The 14,261-nt window shown below is 60.4% G+C and carries 16 protein-coding genes; 10 read left to right on the forward strand and 6 right to left on the reverse strand.

Annotation, left to right across the window (positions count from 1 at the left end; all coding sequences use genetic code 11):
• Nucleotide 1: 1 nt before the first annotated feature.
• Together IF654_RS00545 and IF654_RS00550 are read left to right on the forward strand one after the other, a co-directional pair.
• Nucleotides 2-271 carry a TIGR02647 family protein gene (locus tag IF654_RS00545; RefSeq protein ID WP_047281573.1) on the forward strand — a complete coding sequence of 90 codons (270 nt, stop codon included), beginning with the start codon at nt 2-4 and terminating at the stop codon, nt 269-271.
• A gap of 185 nt (nt 272-456) precedes the next feature.
• Nucleotides 457-3,306, forward strand: a complete 2,850-nt coding sequence (locus IF654_RS00550) for a class I adenylate cyclase (RefSeq protein ID WP_194862840.1) — start codon at nt 457-459, stop codon at nt 3,304-3,306.
• Nucleotides 3,307-3,309: 3 nt separating this feature from the next.
• Here IF654_RS00550 and rnk read toward each other — a convergent pair whose 3' ends face one another.
• From rnk to cyaY, 3 genes are all read right to left on the reverse strand, one after another.
• The gene (rnk, locus tag IF654_RS00555; RefSeq protein ID WP_047278871.1) at nt 3,310-3,729 is read right to left on the reverse strand and encodes a nucleoside diphosphate kinase regulator; all 420 of its coding nucleotides are present in this window, start codon (nt 3,727-3,729) and stop codon (nt 3,310-3,312) included.
• 159 nt (nt 3,730-3,888) lie between these two features.
• Nucleotides 3,889-4,098 (reverse strand): DUF1289 domain-containing protein, encoded by a 210-nt coding sequence (locus tag IF654_RS00560; RefSeq protein WP_047278869.1) that lies wholly within the window; start codon nt 4,096-4,098, stop codon nt 3,889-3,891.
• A 2-nt stretch (nt 4,099-4,100) separates the two neighbouring features.
• A complete protein-coding gene (cyaY, locus tag IF654_RS00565) occupies nt 4,101-4,433 on the reverse strand; it encodes an iron donor protein CyaY (protein ID WP_047278866.1) in 333 nt (110 codons plus the stop codon).
• A 203-nt stretch (nt 4,434-4,636) separates the two neighbouring features.
• On the opposite strand from cyaY, the gene lptM reads away from it, so the two are divergent.
• From lptM to IF654_RS00595, 6 genes are read left to right on the forward strand one after another with little or no spacing between them, the layout of a single operon-like run.
• The gene (gene lptM, locus IF654_RS00570; protein WP_047278864.1) at nt 4,637-4,783 is read left to right on the forward strand and encodes an LPS translocon maturation chaperone LptM; all 147 of its coding nucleotides are present in this window, start codon (nt 4,637-4,639) and stop codon (nt 4,781-4,783) included.
• Nucleotides 4,784-4,795: 12 nt separating this feature from the next.
• Nucleotides 4,796-6,043 (forward strand): diaminopimelate decarboxylase, encoded by a 1,248-nt coding sequence (gene lysA, locus IF654_RS00575; protein ID WP_047278862.1) that lies wholly within the window; start codon nt 4,796-4,798, stop codon nt 6,041-6,043.
• A 4-nt stretch (nt 6,044-6,047) separates the two neighbouring features.
• On the forward strand, nt 6,048-6,878 hold the full coding sequence (dapF, locus tag IF654_RS00580) for a diaminopimelate epimerase (RefSeq protein ID WP_047281571.1): 831 nt from the start codon (nt 6,048-6,050) through the stop codon (nt 6,876-6,878).
• A 13-nt stretch (nt 6,879-6,891) separates the two neighbouring features.
• Nucleotides 6,892-7,608 (forward strand): DUF484 family protein, encoded by a 717-nt coding sequence (locus IF654_RS00585; protein ID WP_194862839.1) that lies wholly within the window; start codon nt 6,892-6,894, stop codon nt 7,606-7,608.
• A gap of 2 nt (nt 7,609-7,610) precedes the next feature.
• Nucleotides 7,611-8,507: a tyrosine recombinase XerC gene (xerC, locus tag IF654_RS00590; protein WP_047278855.1), complete on the forward strand. Its 897-nt coding sequence runs from the start codon at nt 7,611-7,613 to the stop codon at nt 8,505-8,507.
• The gene (locus tag IF654_RS00595; RefSeq protein ID WP_194862838.1) at nt 8,504-9,193 is read left to right on the forward strand and encodes an HAD family hydrolase; all 690 of its coding nucleotides are present in this window, start codon (nt 8,504-8,506) and stop codon (nt 9,191-9,193) included. Before xerC ends, IF654_RS00595 begins: the two co-directional genes overlap by 4 nt.
• 139 nt (nt 9,194-9,332) lie before the next feature.
• Here the strand turns inward: IF654_RS00595 and sutA are convergent, their stop codons facing one another.
• The 3 genes from sutA to glnK form a co-directional block, all read right to left on the reverse strand.
• A complete protein-coding gene (sutA, locus tag IF654_RS00600) occupies nt 9,333-9,659 on the reverse strand; it encodes a transcriptional regulator SutA (protein WP_047278851.1) in 327 nt (108 codons plus the stop codon).
• Nucleotides 9,660-10,128: 469 nt separating this feature from the next.
• Complete coding sequence (locus tag IF654_RS00605) at nt 10,129-11,466, reverse strand: ammonium transporter (protein ID WP_047278849.1); 1,338 nt, start codon at nt 11,464-11,466, stop codon at nt 10,129-10,131.
• Nucleotides 11,467-11,500: 34 nt separating this feature from the next.
• The gene (glnK, locus tag IF654_RS00610; protein ID WP_002555808.1) at nt 11,501-11,839 is read right to left on the reverse strand and encodes a P-II family nitrogen regulator; all 339 of its coding nucleotides are present in this window, start codon (nt 11,837-11,839) and stop codon (nt 11,501-11,503) included.
• A 417-nt stretch (nt 11,840-12,256) separates the two neighbouring features.
• On the opposite strand from glnK, the gene IF654_RS00615 reads away from it, so the two are divergent.
• Together IF654_RS00615 and IF654_RS00620 are read left to right on the forward strand one after the other, a co-directional pair.
• On the forward strand, nt 12,257-12,517 hold the full coding sequence (locus tag IF654_RS00615) for an accessory factor UbiK family protein (protein ID WP_047278846.1): 261 nt from the start codon (nt 12,257-12,259) through the stop codon (nt 12,515-12,517).
• 182 nt (nt 12,518-12,699) lie between these two features.
• A complete protein-coding gene (locus IF654_RS00620) occupies nt 12,700-14,193 on the forward strand; it encodes a YifB family Mg chelatase-like AAA ATPase (protein ID WP_047278844.1) in 1,494 nt (497 codons plus the stop codon).
• Nucleotides 14,194-14,261 lie beyond the last annotated feature (68 nt).

Genomic DNA, 14,261 nt, shown 5'->3' on the forward strand with positions numbered 1-14,261 from the left:
TATGTCGTTTACCCCTAAGTTGGTTGCCGAACTGGAAGTCCTTGCACTGTTCGATCTGAACAGCACTCAAGAAGGGCTTAAAGTCCATCAAGAAGCTGACAAAAAGCTGATCGCTGCCGCCAAGCGGCTCCATGAAAAAGACCTCCTCACCCAACCTGACGGGGGCTACCTCACTAGCCTGGGCCGTGATGCTGTAGAGCAGGTGCAAACGATACTGTCGATTCTGACCACCAAGCCTCTGGTGGCCGTGAAGTTGGCAAAACTTGCCTGACGCCACTGATCGCCTTCGGAATCTCTTCGGTGAATGAGGGATTCCGCGGGCTTACCGTCTCCTCCCCGCAAAAAATCTGACGTCAAAAGCGCTTTCGTCCTAAGCCTTTTCATACTCTCGCTGTAGACTCCCCCCTACGTTGCCTCCCTTCTCTTTCTCGCCTAGCGAGCCGGTTTGAGTTTGATATGACGCGCACCCAGGAAATTCAGATAGATCTGAATGAAGGTATTGACCGGCAGACACTCACTCATTTGCGTGAGCGGTTTCTTCACGTCAATCGCGCACGCCTGCTGCGGGCAACGGAGGGCCTGACCCCGCGTCAGCAAACGGTGCTGAGCCTGCTGCCGTTGTTTTTTCATGTGAATCACCCGCTGTTGCCCGGTTATGTGTCGGGCAGCACGCCTGCCGGGGTTGCCGGGTATGAGCCCGACGGCCCTGCCCTGACCGAAGCCCAGCGCCTGACCCGCTCGTTTTCCTACAAGGCGCGCACGCCCACGGCACAGTTGCCGATCCACGGCCTGTTCCTGATGGGCAGCCTGGGAACCTTGGCACAGACCGATCAGAGCGACATGGATGTGTGGATTTGCCATGCTCCGGACCTGAGTGAAGTGGCCCTCGAAGAGTTACGCAAGAAATGCCAGTTGCTGGAAGCCTGGGCCGCCGGTTTAGGCGCCGATGCGCATTTTTTCCTGATTGATGCGCCCCGCTTTGCCCTTGGCGAACGCGATGCCCGCCTGAGCACGGACGATTGCGGTACGACGCAGCATTATTTATTGCTGGATGAGTTTTATCGCACCGCCATTTGGCTCGCGGGGCGTACGCCGATGTGGTGGTGGGTGCCGGCGAATGAAGAGGCCAACTACGCCGAATTTACCCACACCCTGCTCTCCAAGCGTTTTATTCGGGCTGACGAAACCGTCGACCTGGGGCATCTGGCACACATCCCGCCCGGCGAATTCGTGGGGGCCGGGTTGTGGCAGTTGTTCAAAGGGATTGAGTCGCCCTACAAGTCGGTGCTCAAACTGCTGCTGATCGAGGTGTATGCCAGTGAACACCCGAAGGTGCAGTGCCTGAGCCTGCGCTTCAAGCAGGCGGTGTATGCCCATCAGCTGGACCTCGATGAACTCGACCCGTATGTGGTGGTGTACCGGCGCATTGAGCAGTACCTCAAGGCGCGGGGCGACGTCGAGCGGCTGGAGCTGGTGCGCCGCAGTTTGTATCTGAAGGTTAACCGCAAGCTGACCGGCACCCTCGCCCAACGCGGCACGCAATGGCAGCGCCAGTTGTTGGAGCGTCTGGCGCGGGAGTGGGGCTGGGATGAGCGACAGTTGGCCTGGCTCGACAGCCGCCCGGTATGGAAGGCCGAACAGGCGGTCCATGAACGCCGGGCGCTGGTGCACGAGCTCAATTACAGCTACCGCTTTTTGAGCCAGTTTGCCCGCGATGAGCAAGCCGCCGGGCTGACCAACAAACGTGACTTGAATGTGCTGGGGCGACGGTTGTACGCCGCGTTTGAGCGCAAGGCCGGCAAGGTCGACCACATCAACCCCGGCATTGCGCCCAATCTGGCGCAAGACCTGCTGACACTGGTGCACTCGCCAAACAAGAAAGAACCCGGCGAGTTTCATTGGGGCGTCTATCGCGGCAACCTCGCGGTGCACGAGTGGGAGCACACGCCGGTCATCAAGCGCAGCCCTGCGCTGCTTGAGTTGCTGGCCTGGTGCCATCGCAACGGGGTCATCGACAACAGCACCCGTCTGGCCCTCAACCCCGGCACGACGGATGTCAGCGAGTACGAACTGTTCAACCTGCTGGGGTGTTTGCAGCAACTGATTCCGTTGCCGCTGGGGGCGGTGGACGAAACGCAGTTGTTGCGGCCCAGTGTGCCGGCGCAGGTGCTGATTGTGGTCAACGTCGGAATTGACCCGCTCAAGCATCACCGTGAAATGAATATCCTGATGACCACCGAACGCACGGATTCGCTGAGTTACGCCGGGGTGCGCGAAAACCTGGTGCTGACCCTGGACCAAGTCACGCTCAACAGTTGGAACGAGGTCATCGTCAGCCGTTTCGATGGCGAACATGCGCTGTTTGAATGCCTGGCGGACTACCTCAATGCGCAACCGACCGGGCGTGAAGCCCCGCAGTTGCGCGTGCGCTGCTTGTGCCACAACCGGGCGCAATTTATCGCGCATCGGGTGGAAGGGATTTTCAATACGGCACAGGCGCTGCGTGCCAGCGGGCAAGCGCTGCGGTATGTGGTGCAAGTCGAGCAGCGTCTACATGTGCTGGAGTTGACCAAAGAGCACGTACACCACGTGGCCCTGGCGGACCGCAGCGCACTGGCCGGCTATCTGAGCCAGAGCCTGGCAACGTATCGGCCGGTGCATCTGGACGCGATGGCTTTAGGCGAGGATGACCTGGGGCTGATCCTGCCCAAAGGCAAGTCGGGGGCCATTCAAGTGTTTTATCGACTCAATGATGGTGAGGCCGACCTCAGCGTGCTCGACGAGTGCAATGTGCTGTGGCAGCAGACTGTTTCGTTCCATGACGAGATGAGCCTGTTGGTGCCCTTGCAGCGTTTTTTGCAGGCGTCGTTGTTTCGTCGGGAAGCGTGCCAGCCGTTGGAAGACGAGAGCCCCGCCCCGCCACTGGACCTGTTGTATTACCAGCTATTGCCGTCGGGCAAGGGCCGGGCGCGCAGCGTTGAAGCGCGGCGCATCCCCGCCAGTGCGGCGTTGACGCCTTACTACGAGGTGCAAGCGGTGGTCGGTAAAGGCGCGCATGGTGGCCAATGGGTCACGCTGTTCTGCAACCAGCGTGAGTTCAGCCAGATGGACCATGGCGATCAGTTATACGCAGCGGTGGCGCGGGAAATTGTCGGGCAGCGCCGTGAAACCGAGCGCTACCGCTGTTACATCACTGATCTGGATTTATCGGGGCTGTTGGGCGAAAGCCACAGCCCGAGCCATCTATGCCTGCGCTACAAGGCGGATCTGGAGCAGGCGCTCAACGAGGCGCTGGCGCAGGTCTGAGGCTTAAAGGTCGTAATTGCCAGCGGCTTCAGGCTGGTATTCAACTTCCAGCAGTTCCAGCTTGAGGGTTTTGCCTCCCGGTGCTGGCCAGTTGATATGTTGGCCGACCTGAAGACCCAGCAAGGCACTGCCGACGGGTGCAAGAATCGAAATCTTGCCTTCGTCTGCGTTCGCGTCTTTGGGGTAAACCAGTGTCAGGTGGTAATCCTTGCCGCTGCCCTGTTCGCGGCAGTGCACACGCGAATTCATGGTGACAACGCCTGCAGGCACTTCGGTATGGCCTACAACCGATTCGGCACGATCAAGTTCTTCTTGCAGCGCGACGACGCCTGGCAACGAATCGTCGAGGGACTCAATCAATTGCTCCAGACGCTGGACGTCCAGGCGGGTGAGGATGATGGAGGGTTGGGGTGAAGTGGTCATGACCTGGCAGACTCCTTTTTTCTGCACGAAAAAGCAAAACCCCGCCAGAAAATGGCGGGGTTTTGACCAACCTCGTTAGTGCGAGGCGAACCCGGACACTACCACAGCAAAATAAATACACAAGCCAGCGGCCGATGCCGTTGCAGCCTGTAACCGTGATTACGGGGCGCGCCTGAGACGCGCCTGTTCACAAATCACCCGGCGCCGCTGGTCGTCTGCCGAACGCCACTCGCGGATGTCTTCGACATGCCGAAAGCAGCCCAGACACACTTTGTGTTCATCCAGCCGGCACGTGCTGATGCAAGGCGACGGCACCGCCGGGCTGACGTTGCTGTATAGCGGTTTTGCAGGTTTAGCAGGGGCAGTCACAGTTAAATCTCGTCAAAATCCAGCTCGACGCCGGTGTATGCCTGCGTCAGGCGCTGGACCATTTCACTCAGTAACTCGTCAGAGCTGTCGCACTGCCAGCGTGACTCCTCCTCGTCGTAATCGAAGTGGAAACCGCCCTCCCGTGCCGCGAGCCAAAGCTGTCGCAAAGGCTCCTGGCGGCTGAAAATAAGCTGCTGGCCCCCTTCAAATGTGGCTGTCAGTACACCGGCCGAATTCTCCAGGTCCATGTCCAGACCGCTATCGTCAAAAACGTCTTCCAGGACTTGCTGGGTTGCATCGACCAGATCGTGGAAACGGGCTTCAGTCAAACTCATGGTGGAACCTCGTAATGTCTAGTCATGCTCGGAGATCGCAAGATACGGGCGCTCCAGACCGATTGCAAACCCCAACCGACCCGCAGCTGGCACAGGACTGATTATCCGCACAGGTGCTTTTGCGCGACCGCTCTGCTGCATAGGCAAGCCGGTGGGTGCTCGGTATACTCGGGCGCAATTAAAGCTTTTCAAAGGATTTCGCCATGAAGCGCCTGATCTCTTCCATTGCTGCGCTCGTCGCGGTTGCTTGCCTTGTTTCTGCCTGTGGTCAAAAAGGTCCGCTGTACCTGCCCGATGACACCAAGTCCCCTGAAGACCAAGCGAAGTCGTCGCAACCGCACAAGCACTGATAAGGGAACACCATGGACGCTTTTAACTACCGGGACGGCGAGTTATTCGCTGAAGGTGTTTCGCTGACGGCCATTGCCGAGCGTTTTGGTACGCCCACGTATGTGTATTCCCGGGCCCACATCGAGGCGCAATACAACGCGTATGCCGACGCATTGAGCGGCATGCCGCATCTGGTGTGTTTTGCGGTTAAAGCCAACTCCAACCTGGGTGTACTCAATGTCCTGGCGCGTTTGGGCGCCGGTTTTGACATCGTGTCCCGTGGCGAGCTGGAGCGTGTGCTGGCCGCAGGCGGCTCGGCTGACAAGATCGTGTTTTCCGGTGTCGGCAAGACCCGCGATGACATGCGTCGCGCACTGGAAGTGGGCGTGCATTGCTTCAACGTCGAGTCCACCGACGAGCTGGAGCGCCTGCAGGTCGTGGCCGCCGAGATGGGCGTGCGTGCGCCGATCTCGCTGCGGGTCAACCCGGATGTGGACGCGGGCACCCACCCGTACATCTCCACTGGCCTCAAAGAAAACAAATTCGGTATCGCCATCGCGGACGCAGAGGATGTGTACATCCGTGCTGCGCAGTTGCCGAACCTCGAAGTGGTTGGCGTCGATTGCCACATCGGTTCGCAACTGACCACCCTTGACCCGTTCATCGATGCGCTCGACCGCCTGCTGGCGTTGATCGACCGGTTGGGCGACTGCGGGATTTACCTGCGCCATATCGACCTGGGCGGTGGATTGGGCGTGCGTTATCGCGATGAAGAGCCTCCGCTGGCGGCCGACTACATCAAGGCGGTGCGTGAGCGCATCGAGGGCCGTGATCTGGCGCTGGTGTTCGAGCCGGGCCGTTTCATTGTGGCCAACGCGGGCGTGCTGCTGACACAGGTCGAGTACCTCAAGCACACCGAACACAAAGACTTCGCCATCGTTGATGCGGCGATGAATGACCTGATCCGCCCTGCGCTGTATCAGGCCTGGATGGACGTGACAGCGGTTCGCCCGCGCGACACTGAAGCCCGTGCCTATGACATCGTGGGTCCGATCTGCGAAACCGGCGACTTCCTGGCCAAAGACCGCCCGTTGGCGCTGGCCGAAGGTGATCTGCTGGCGGTGCATTCGGCCGGTGCCTATGGTTTTGTCATGAGCTCTAACTACAACACCCGTGGCCGTGCGGCCGAGGTGCTGGTGGACGGCGATCAGGCGTTCGAAGTGCGTCGTCGCGAGACGGTTGCCGAGCTGTTTGCTGGCGAAAGCCTGCTGCCGGAGTGAACCCATGTTGCTGCGTTTTACCAAAATGCACGGCCTGGGCAATGACTTCATGGTTCTCGACCTGGTCAGCCAGCACGCGCACATCCTGCCCAAGCACGCCAAGCAATGGGGCGACCGGCACACGGGCGTCGGCTTCGATCAATTATTGATCGTTGAAGCGCCCAGCAACCCGGAGGTGGATTTCCGTTACCGGATCTTCAACGCCGACGGTTCCGAGGTTGAGCAGTGTGGCAACGGTGCCCGCTGTTTCGCCCGTTTTGTGCTCGACAAGCGCCTGACCACCAAGCGCCAGATCAAGGTCGAAACTAAAAGCGGCATCATTGAACTGAACGTGCGCAGTGACGGCCAGATCAGCGTGGATATGGGCCCGCCGCGTCTGGTGCCGGCCGAGATTCCGTTTGTGGCGGATGCGCAGGCGCTGAGCTATGACGTGGACGTCGATGGCCAGACGGTCCAGTTGGCCGCCGTCTCCATGGGCAACCCGCATGCGGTGTTGCGCGTCGACGACATCAATGCCGCGCCGGTTCATGAGTTAGGCCCGAAAATTGAACACCACCCGCGCTTCCCGGCCCGGGTCAATGTCGGCTTTTTGCACGTCATCGACCGTCACCGCGCGCAATTGCGTGTCTGGGAACGCGGCGCCGGGGAAACCCAGGCCTGCGGCACAGGCGCGTGCGCTGCGGCGGTGGCTGCCATCCTTCAGGGCTGGATGCACACCCCGGTGACGCTGGACCTGCCCGGCGGTCGTTTGACCATCGAGTGGGAAGGTCCGGGTCATTCAGTGATCATGACCGGCCCGGCGATGCGTGTTTACGAAGGACAAGTCCGTTTATGAGCGAGCGCACACGATGACCGACCAGCCACAGTTAGCAGACCTCGATGTCCAGGATCAAAGCCCCGAGGCTGCGGCCGTGGCGGCTTATCTCCAGGCCCACCCCGACTTCTTCAGCCAGCGTGAAGAACTGTTGTTGACCCAACGCATTCCTCACCAGCGCGGCGATACGGTGTCGTTGGTGGAGCGCCAGCTTGAGCTGTTGCGTGGCCGCAATATCGAGATGCGCCATCGCCTTTCACAACTGATGGATGTGGCCCGCGACAACGATCGCCTGTTTGAGAAAACCCGTCGCCTGAACCTGGCCTTGATGGACGCCACCAGCCTTGAAGAACTGGTGATCGCCGTCGAAGACAGCCTGCGACAGGATTTTCAGGTGCCCTTCGTCAGCTTGGTGCTGTTTGGTGACAACCCGATGCCGGTGGGGCGCTGGGTCAATAGCGCGGACGCCCAGCGTGCCCTCGGGGGGTTGCTGGCCGAAGGCAAGGCCGTGAGTGGCAGCCTGCGCGAGCATGAACTGGACTTCCTGTTTGGAGAAGCGCAGCGCAAGCAAATCGGCTCGACCGCTGTCGTTGCCCTCAACCATCTGGGCCTGCACGGCGTACTGGCCGTCGCCAGCCGCGATCCGCAGCATTACAAAAGTTCGGTGGGCACCCTGTTCCTCAGCTACATCGCTGAAGTGCTGGGTCGCGTGTTGCCGCGTTTCACCAACGCCCTGCGCTCGGTGCGCTAGGCATGCAACGGCAACTGGACGCTTACTGCATTCACCTGCGCAGTGAGCGCCAAGTGTCGCCCCACACGCTGGAAGCCTACCGCCGCGATCTCGGCAAGGTCGTGGCGTTTTGCAGCAAAGAAGCCATCCCCAGCTGGGCGGCCCTGGATATTCAACGCCTGCGTCAGTTGGTGGCGCGCCTGCATCATCAGGGACAGTCTTCGCGCAGCATTGCGCGGTTGTTGTCGGCCGTTCGCGGGTTGTATCACTACCTCAACCGCGAAGGTCTGTGCGATCACGACCCAGCCAACGGTCTGGCGCCGCCTAAAGGCGAACGTCGCCTGCCCAAAACCCTCGACACCGACCGCGCCCTGCAACTGCTGGAAGGCGCCGTGGAAGAGGATTTCCTCGCGCAGCGCGATCAGGCGATTCTGGAATTGTTTTATTCCTCCGGGCTGCGCCTGTCGGAGCTGACGGGGTTGAATCTGGATCAACTGGACCTGGCTGACGGGCTGGTGCAAGTGTTGGGTAAAGGCAGCAAGACGCGTGTGCTGCCGGTCGGGCAAAAGGCCCGCGAGGCGCTACAGGTCTGGCTGCCTTTGCGGGCGCTGGCCAACCCTGAAGACGACGCGGTGTTTGTCAGCCAGCGCGGGCGCCGTCTCGGGCCTCGCGCCATTCAACTGCGCGTCAAGGCTGCGGGCGAGCGCGAGTTGGGGCAAAACCTGCATCCGCACATGCTGCGCCATTCGTTTGCCAGCCATTTGCTAGAGTCCTCTCAGGATTTGCGCGCGGTGCAAGAGTTGCTCGGGCATTCGGACATCAAAACCACGCAAATTTATACCCATCTGGACTTCCAGCATCTGGCGACCGTCTACGACAGCGCCCACCCACGGGCCAAACGCAGTAAGGGCAGTGAATGACGATTGAACTGATTACCTTCGATCTTGACGACACGCTGTGGCACACCGCCCCCGTGATCATGCGGGCCGAAGAGACCTTGCGGCAGTGGCTGGCTGTAAACGCACCGGATGTGGGCGCTCTTGAACCTGGAACATCCCAGGCGATTCGCGAGCAGGTTTTAAGTGAAAACCCACACCTCAAGCACCGAATCAGTGCACTGCGTCGGCACGTACTGTTCCACGCCCTGCGGGAGGCGCAATACGCTGACGCACACGCGTTGGCAGACGCGGCGTTTGAGGTGTTCATCGAGGCCCGCCACGCGCTGGAGGTTTTCCCGCAGGTCGAGCCAATGCTGGCGGTACTGGCGCGCGATTACGCACTGGGGGTTGTCACTAATGGCAATGCCGACGTGCGGCGCATCGGTTTGGGGCATCACTTCAGGTTCGTGTTGTGCGCCGAAGACATCGGCATCGCCAAGCCGGATGCACGTTTGTTCCACGAAGCCTTGTCGCGAGGCGGCGTGAAGGCCAGTGCTGCCGTGCATGTGGGCGATCATCCGGGCGACGACATCGCTGGCGCCCAGCAGGCCGGCTTGCGCGCCGTCTGGTTTAACCCCGGTGGCAACATCTGGGAAGGCGACACGCGTCCTGACGCTGAAATCGGCTGTCTGAGCGAGTTGCCTCAGGTGCTCAAGCACTTTGGTTAAAGCTGTTTATCGCCGCTGAGGGGTGGTGCGGGAGCCGGGTTACGGCTTCGTGCCTCGGCAACTGGCCCGGATCAATTCCCGGCACTCGCAAAAAAGCCCGCAGCGACGGCGGGCTTTTTTTTCAAGCAAACAACAGACCTTAAATAGGACGGCTGCCGTACTTGTTGTCAGGCTTCTTGGGTGGATCTGCCACCACATTGGCCTCGACTTCCTGCACCTTGCCGCCACGGGAAAGAAACTCTTCCATGGCGCGAGCCAGAGCGTCACGCTCCTTGTTTTTGGCTTCTACGCTGGGCAGGTCATCGACCGACACCGCTGCCTTGGATTTGCCTTTGGCCACGGGGACCGGCACATCGTCGCCACCGTCGTCGTCAGCCACGTCATCGGCGGCCGCTTCAAGACCTTCTTCGGTTTCGTCTTCGTCACCTACTTCGAGGTCATCATTTTCCAGATCATCGTCGCTCATGTTCTACCCCATGACTTACGTAAAGCAGATTAGTTATAGACCAGCTATGCCCACTGTGGACCGCCGCTGGTGAAAAAGTAGCCCCGGATTACCCGCGGCTTACGCCTCTTCGCCTTGGAAGGCGGTAGGACTTTACGAGTGCCGTTGAGGGCATTCGCTCATTAAATAAACGCGTGTCAGGTACCTGGCGCGGGGCCTTGGTACGCTGACCTTGAAAGCCTGAGGAGATGATCCGTGCCTTCGTGGTTTTCGGGCGCTTAACTCCGCCCTTCGGCGCGCATTCTAGCGTGCTGAAGAAAAAAGCAAAGCAGCTAATAGTCGAGTTGTGATGTAAGTGTTCGTCTTACATTTCATCGTAGATCTGATAACTGCATAAAGGTGTAGGAAAAATCATTCTCTTGATGCGAATGGCGCCACATTCCGGGCAAAAAAATACCCGGCAGGCCGGGTATTTTTTTCGAGGGGCTGCTTACAAGTTGTAGCCGCGCTCGTTGTGTTGCGCCAGATCCAGGCCTACGGCTTCCTCTTCCTCCGTCACCCGCAGCCCCATCACGGCATCCAGTACTTTCAGGATGATGAAGGTCACAATCGCGGTGTAGATGACAGTGAACGCTACGCCCTTGCACTGAATCCAGACTTGGGCCGCGATGTCGGTCACCGTGCCGAAGCCGCCCAGTGCCGGGGCGGCAAATACGCCGGTGAGGATGGCGCCAACGATACCGCCCACCCCGTGTACACCAAAGGCGTCCAGCGAGTCGTCATAGCCCAGTTTGCGCTTGAGGCTGGTGGCGCAGAGGAAGCAGATCACGCCCGACGCCAGGCCGATCACGATCGAACCCATTGGGCCTACGGTGCCAGCCGCCGGGGTGATGGCCACCAGACCGGCCACCACGCCTGAGGCAATGCCCAGCGCGCTTGGCTTGCCGTGGGTGATCCACTCGGCAAACATCCAGCCCAGCGCAGCGGCGGCGGTCGCAATTTGGGTCACCAGCATCGCCATGCCGGCCGTGCCATTGGCGGCTGCGGCAGAACCTGCGTTGAAGCCGAACCAGCCGATCCACAGCATCGCGGCACCGACCAGCGTGTAACCAAGGTTATGCGGCGCCATGGGGGTGGTCGGGTAGCCTTTGCGCTTGCCCAGCACAATGCACGCCACCAGGCCCGCGATACCGGCGTTGATATGCACCACGGTGCCGCCCGCGAAATCGAGCACGCCCCAGTCCCACATCAGGCCGCCGTTGCCGCTCCACACCATGTGCGCGATGGGCGCATACACTAGGGTGAACCACACGCCCATGAAGATCAGCATCGCTGAGAACTTCATGCGCTCAGCAAAGGCGCCGACGATCAGCGCGGGGGTGATGATGGCGAAGGTCATCTGGAAGGTGATGAACACAGCTTCCGGGAACAGTGCGGTGGGCGATGTCAGGCTGGCGGGCGTGACGCCTGCCAGGAACGCTTTGCCGAACCCGCCGATGAACGAGTTGAAGTTGGTGACGCCCTGCTCCATGCCGGTGGTGTCGAACGTGATGCTGTAGCCATAAATGACCCAGAGAATGCTGATCAAGCCGGTGATGGCGAAGCACTGCATCATCACAGAAAGAAGGTTTTTGGAGCGCACCATGCCGCCGTAGAACAGGGCCAGGCCGGGGATGGTCATAAACAGCACCAGGGCCGTTGCGGTCAGCATCCAGGCGGTATCGCCGGAGTTGAGGACTGGAGCGGCCACTTCGTCTGCCGCCATGGCCAGGCCGGGCATTACGACAGACAACAGGGCTCCGAGCCCTGCGAATTTACGCAGAGTCATAGTGTTTTCTCCTGGGGCGTTGGGGTTTGGCGGCTTAGATGGCGTCGGTATCGGTTTCGCCGGTACGGATGCGGATAGCCTGTTCCAGATTGACCACAAAAATCTTGCCGTCACCGATCTTGCCGGTGTTGGCAGCCTTGGTTATCGCCTCGATAACCCGGTCAAGATCTTTGTCGTCGATGGCGACATCAATCTTCACCTTTGGCAGAAAATCGACCACGTATTCAGCGCCGCGGTACAGCTCGGTATGGCCTTTCTGCCGGCCGAAGCCTTTGACCTCAGTAACGGTAATGCCCTGCACGCCGATCTCGGACAGCGACTCGCGCACGTCGTCTAACTTGAACGGCTTGATAATGGCGGTGACTAGCTTCATGAAACTTCTCCCGAATTGGTGGACTTGCCCCAGGAAAACAAACCCGGCCCAAGTCTAAGCGCAGTGTCTGGCTTTGTAACGCGTCGTCAGCCTTCTTCAGGCCGTTCAACCTCAGTTAACTGCTGGTGACGAAAACATCCCTTGATCCGCCTGCCGCACTGCCTTCGTCACAGCAACTGCATCAGTGCATGAGTCATTACTGCCTTAGCAGAAACCTTGCCATGTCTGGAAAAGTCAGAAATTACAGCGGCTTATCAGGTGTAGAGAAAACACAGCCGGAAGAAGTACGGATTTTGTGCACAAAAACAGTGCGCGGGAGGGGGATGGCATGCTCATAAAATGTGCAACGGCCCCCGGCGCCGTTAGGGTTGAAACCCCGTGATACACTCGCCGCCATCAGTGTTAAGGACCTATTCCATGCTCGCGCCCAAAGATTTTCTCGATGCCCTGAGTGGCCAGGCTGCTCGTTTGTTCAATGGCGACACCGCCTTGCCGCGCAATGAAATCGAAAGCCAGTTCAAAGCCCTGCTACAAAGCGGCTTCAGCAAGCTGGATCTGGTCAGTCGCGAAGAGTTCGACAGCCAGATGGTGGTACTGGCGCGCACCCGTGCCCGCCTTGAAACGCTGGAAGCCAAAGTGGCCGAAATGGAAGCCCGATTGCTGCCACCTGCCGAGTAATCGCGCAGCCGTGCCTGTGGGCAACGGACGTGTTTGCATGACGCCCTGAAGCCCGTGGGTGTCCGCCGGTTGGCTAGCCAGCACGTGACGCAGCGCCTGTTCACATTCCGTATCCATTCAACCTCCTCCCATGAGCGTCAATTCGCGCAGGATGCGTTTTTTGCGAACTCAAGGAGTGAGTCATGTCTCTGGCGATTGTTCACAGCCGTGCCAAGGTGGGCGTTGAGGCGCCTGTAGTCACCGTCGAAGCGCACCTGGCCAATGGCCTGCCTGCGCTGACACTGGTCGGTTTGCCTGAAGCCGCCGTCAAAGAAAGCAAAGACCGGGTGCGCAGTGCGATCCTCAACGCCGGTTTTGACTTCCCGGCTCGCCGCATCACGCTCAATCTCGCGCCCGCCGACCTGCCCAAGGACGGCGGGCGTTTTGATGTGGCCATCGCGCTGGGGATCTTGGCGGCCAGTGGGCAATTGCCTGCCGTGGCGCTGGAAAACGTGGAATTTCTCGGTGAATTGGCGCTGTCGGGGGCGATTCGTCCGGTGCAGGGCGTTCTGCCCGCTGCTCTGGCTGCCCGGGCGGCGGGGCGTGCGCTGGTGGTGCCCGTGGCCAATGCCGAGGAAGCCTGTCTGGCCTCCGGGTTGACGGTGATTGCGGTCGAGCATTTGCTGCAAGTGGTCGCGCACTTTGCGGGCCGTACGGTGATGGAGCCTTACATCGCCAGCGGCCTGCTCCAAGTGAGCAAGCCGTACCCAGACCTGAGCGATGTACAAGGCCAGCAATCGGCCAAGCGCGCTCTGCTGGTCGCCGCCGCTGGCAGCCATAACCTCTTATTCACAGGCCCGCCCGGCACCGGTAAAACCCTGCTGGCCAGCCGCCTGCCCGGTTTACTGCCGCCGCTCGATGAACAGGAGGCGCTTGAGGTCGCGGCCATTCAGTCCGTGGCCAGCCATGAGCCGCTGAGCAGTTGGCCGCAACGCCCCTTTCGTCAGCCCCATCACTCCGCGTCCGGCCCGGCATTGGTGGGCGGAGGTTCCAGGCCGCAGCCGGGTGAAATCACGCTGGCCCACCACGGCGTCTTGTTCCTCGATGAGTTGCCTGAGTTTGACCGCAAGGTGCTGGAGGTTTTACGCGAGCCAATGGAGTCGGGCTTTATCGTGATAGCGCGAGCGCGAGACCGCATGCGTTTTCCGGCGCGCTTCCAGCTGGTGGCCGCCATGAACCCCTGCCCATGCGGTTTTCTGGGAGAGCCCACCGGGCGCTGCCGCTGCACGCCGGAGCAGATCCAGCGATACCGCAACAAACTGTCCGGTCCGCTGCTGGACCGTATCGACCTGCACCTGACCGTGGCCCGTGAAACCACCTCGCTCAATCCGCTCGCGCAATCGGGCGACAACACCGCAACGGCTGCCGCCTCGGTGGCGTTGGCCCGTGGGCGGCAAGTTCAGCGCCAGGGCTGCGCCAATGCGTTTCTCGACTTGCCCGGCGTGCGCCGCCATTGTCAGTTGACGGCTGTGGATAACACCTGGCTGGAAAACGCCTGCGAGCGCATGACCTTGTCGTTGCGCGCGGCGCATCGCCTGTTGAAAGTGGCGCGCACGCTGGCGGATCTGGAAGGGGCTGGATCGATAGAACGCCGGCATCTGGCCGAGGCGTTGCAGTATCGGCCGGTCAGTGGCTGAAGCCACACCGCGCGCCATCCTTCACACCCTGCGCCGTACGCTTTAGGGCGTCACGGCCCTTTGCCTTG

The sequence above is a fragment of the Pseudomonas lundensis genome (assembly GCF_015377145.2).
Classification (GTDB): domain Bacteria; phylum Pseudomonadota; class Gammaproteobacteria; order Pseudomonadales; family Pseudomonadaceae; genus Aquipseudomonas; species Aquipseudomonas lundensis.

Bases quoted from the DNA above. Each gene is read 5' to 3' on its own strand.
- IF654_RS00545 (WP_047281573.1), top strand. From the start codon at position 2: ATGTCGTTTACCCCTAAGTTGGTTGCCGAACTGGAAGTCCTTGCACTG.
- IF654_RS00550 (WP_194862840.1), top strand. From the start codon at position 457: ATGACGCGCACCCAGGAAATTCAGATAGATCTGAATGAAGGTATTGAC.
- rnk (WP_047278871.1), bottom strand. From the start codon at position 3,729: ATGACCACTTCACCCCAACCCTCCATCATCCTCACCCGCCTGGACGTC.
- cyaY (WP_047278866.1), bottom strand. From the start codon at position 4,433: ATGAGTTTGACTGAAGCCCGTTTCCACGATCTGGTCGATGCAACCCAG.
- lptM (WP_047278864.1), top strand. From the start codon at position 4,637: ATGAAGCGCCTGATCTCTTCCATTGCTGCGCTCGTCGCGGTTGCTTGC.
- lysA (WP_047278862.1), top strand. From the start codon at position 4,796: ATGGACGCTTTTAACTACCGGGACGGCGAGTTATTCGCTGAAGGTGTT.
- dapF (WP_047281571.1), top strand. From the start codon at position 6,048: ATGTTGCTGCGTTTTACCAAAATGCACGGCCTGGGCAATGACTTCATG.
- IF654_RS00585 (WP_194862839.1), top strand. From the start codon at position 6,892: ATGACCGACCAGCCACAGTTAGCAGACCTCGATGTCCAGGATCAAAGC.
- xerC (WP_047278855.1), top strand. From the start codon at position 7,611: ATGCAACGGCAACTGGACGCTTACTGCATTCACCTGCGCAGTGAGCGC.
- IF654_RS00595 (WP_194862838.1), top strand. From the start codon at position 8,504: ATGACGATTGAACTGATTACCTTCGATCTTGACGACACGCTGTGGCAC.
- sutA (WP_047278851.1), bottom strand. From the start codon at position 9,659: ATGAGCGACGATGATCTGGAAAATGATGACCTCGAAGTAGGTGACGAA.
- IF654_RS00605 (WP_047278849.1), bottom strand. From the start codon at position 11,466: ATGACTCTGCGTAAATTCGCAGGGCTCGGAGCCCTGTTGTCTGTCGTA.
- glnK (WP_002555808.1), bottom strand. From the start codon at position 11,839: ATGAAGCTAGTCACCGCCATTATCAAGCCGTTCAAGTTAGACGACGTG.
- IF654_RS00615 (WP_047278846.1), top strand. From the start codon at position 12,257: ATGCTCGCGCCCAAAGATTTTCTCGATGCCCTGAGTGGCCAGGCTGCT.
- IF654_RS00620 (WP_047278844.1), top strand. From the start codon at position 12,700: ATGTCTCTGGCGATTGTTCACAGCCGTGCCAAGGTGGGCGTTGAGGCG.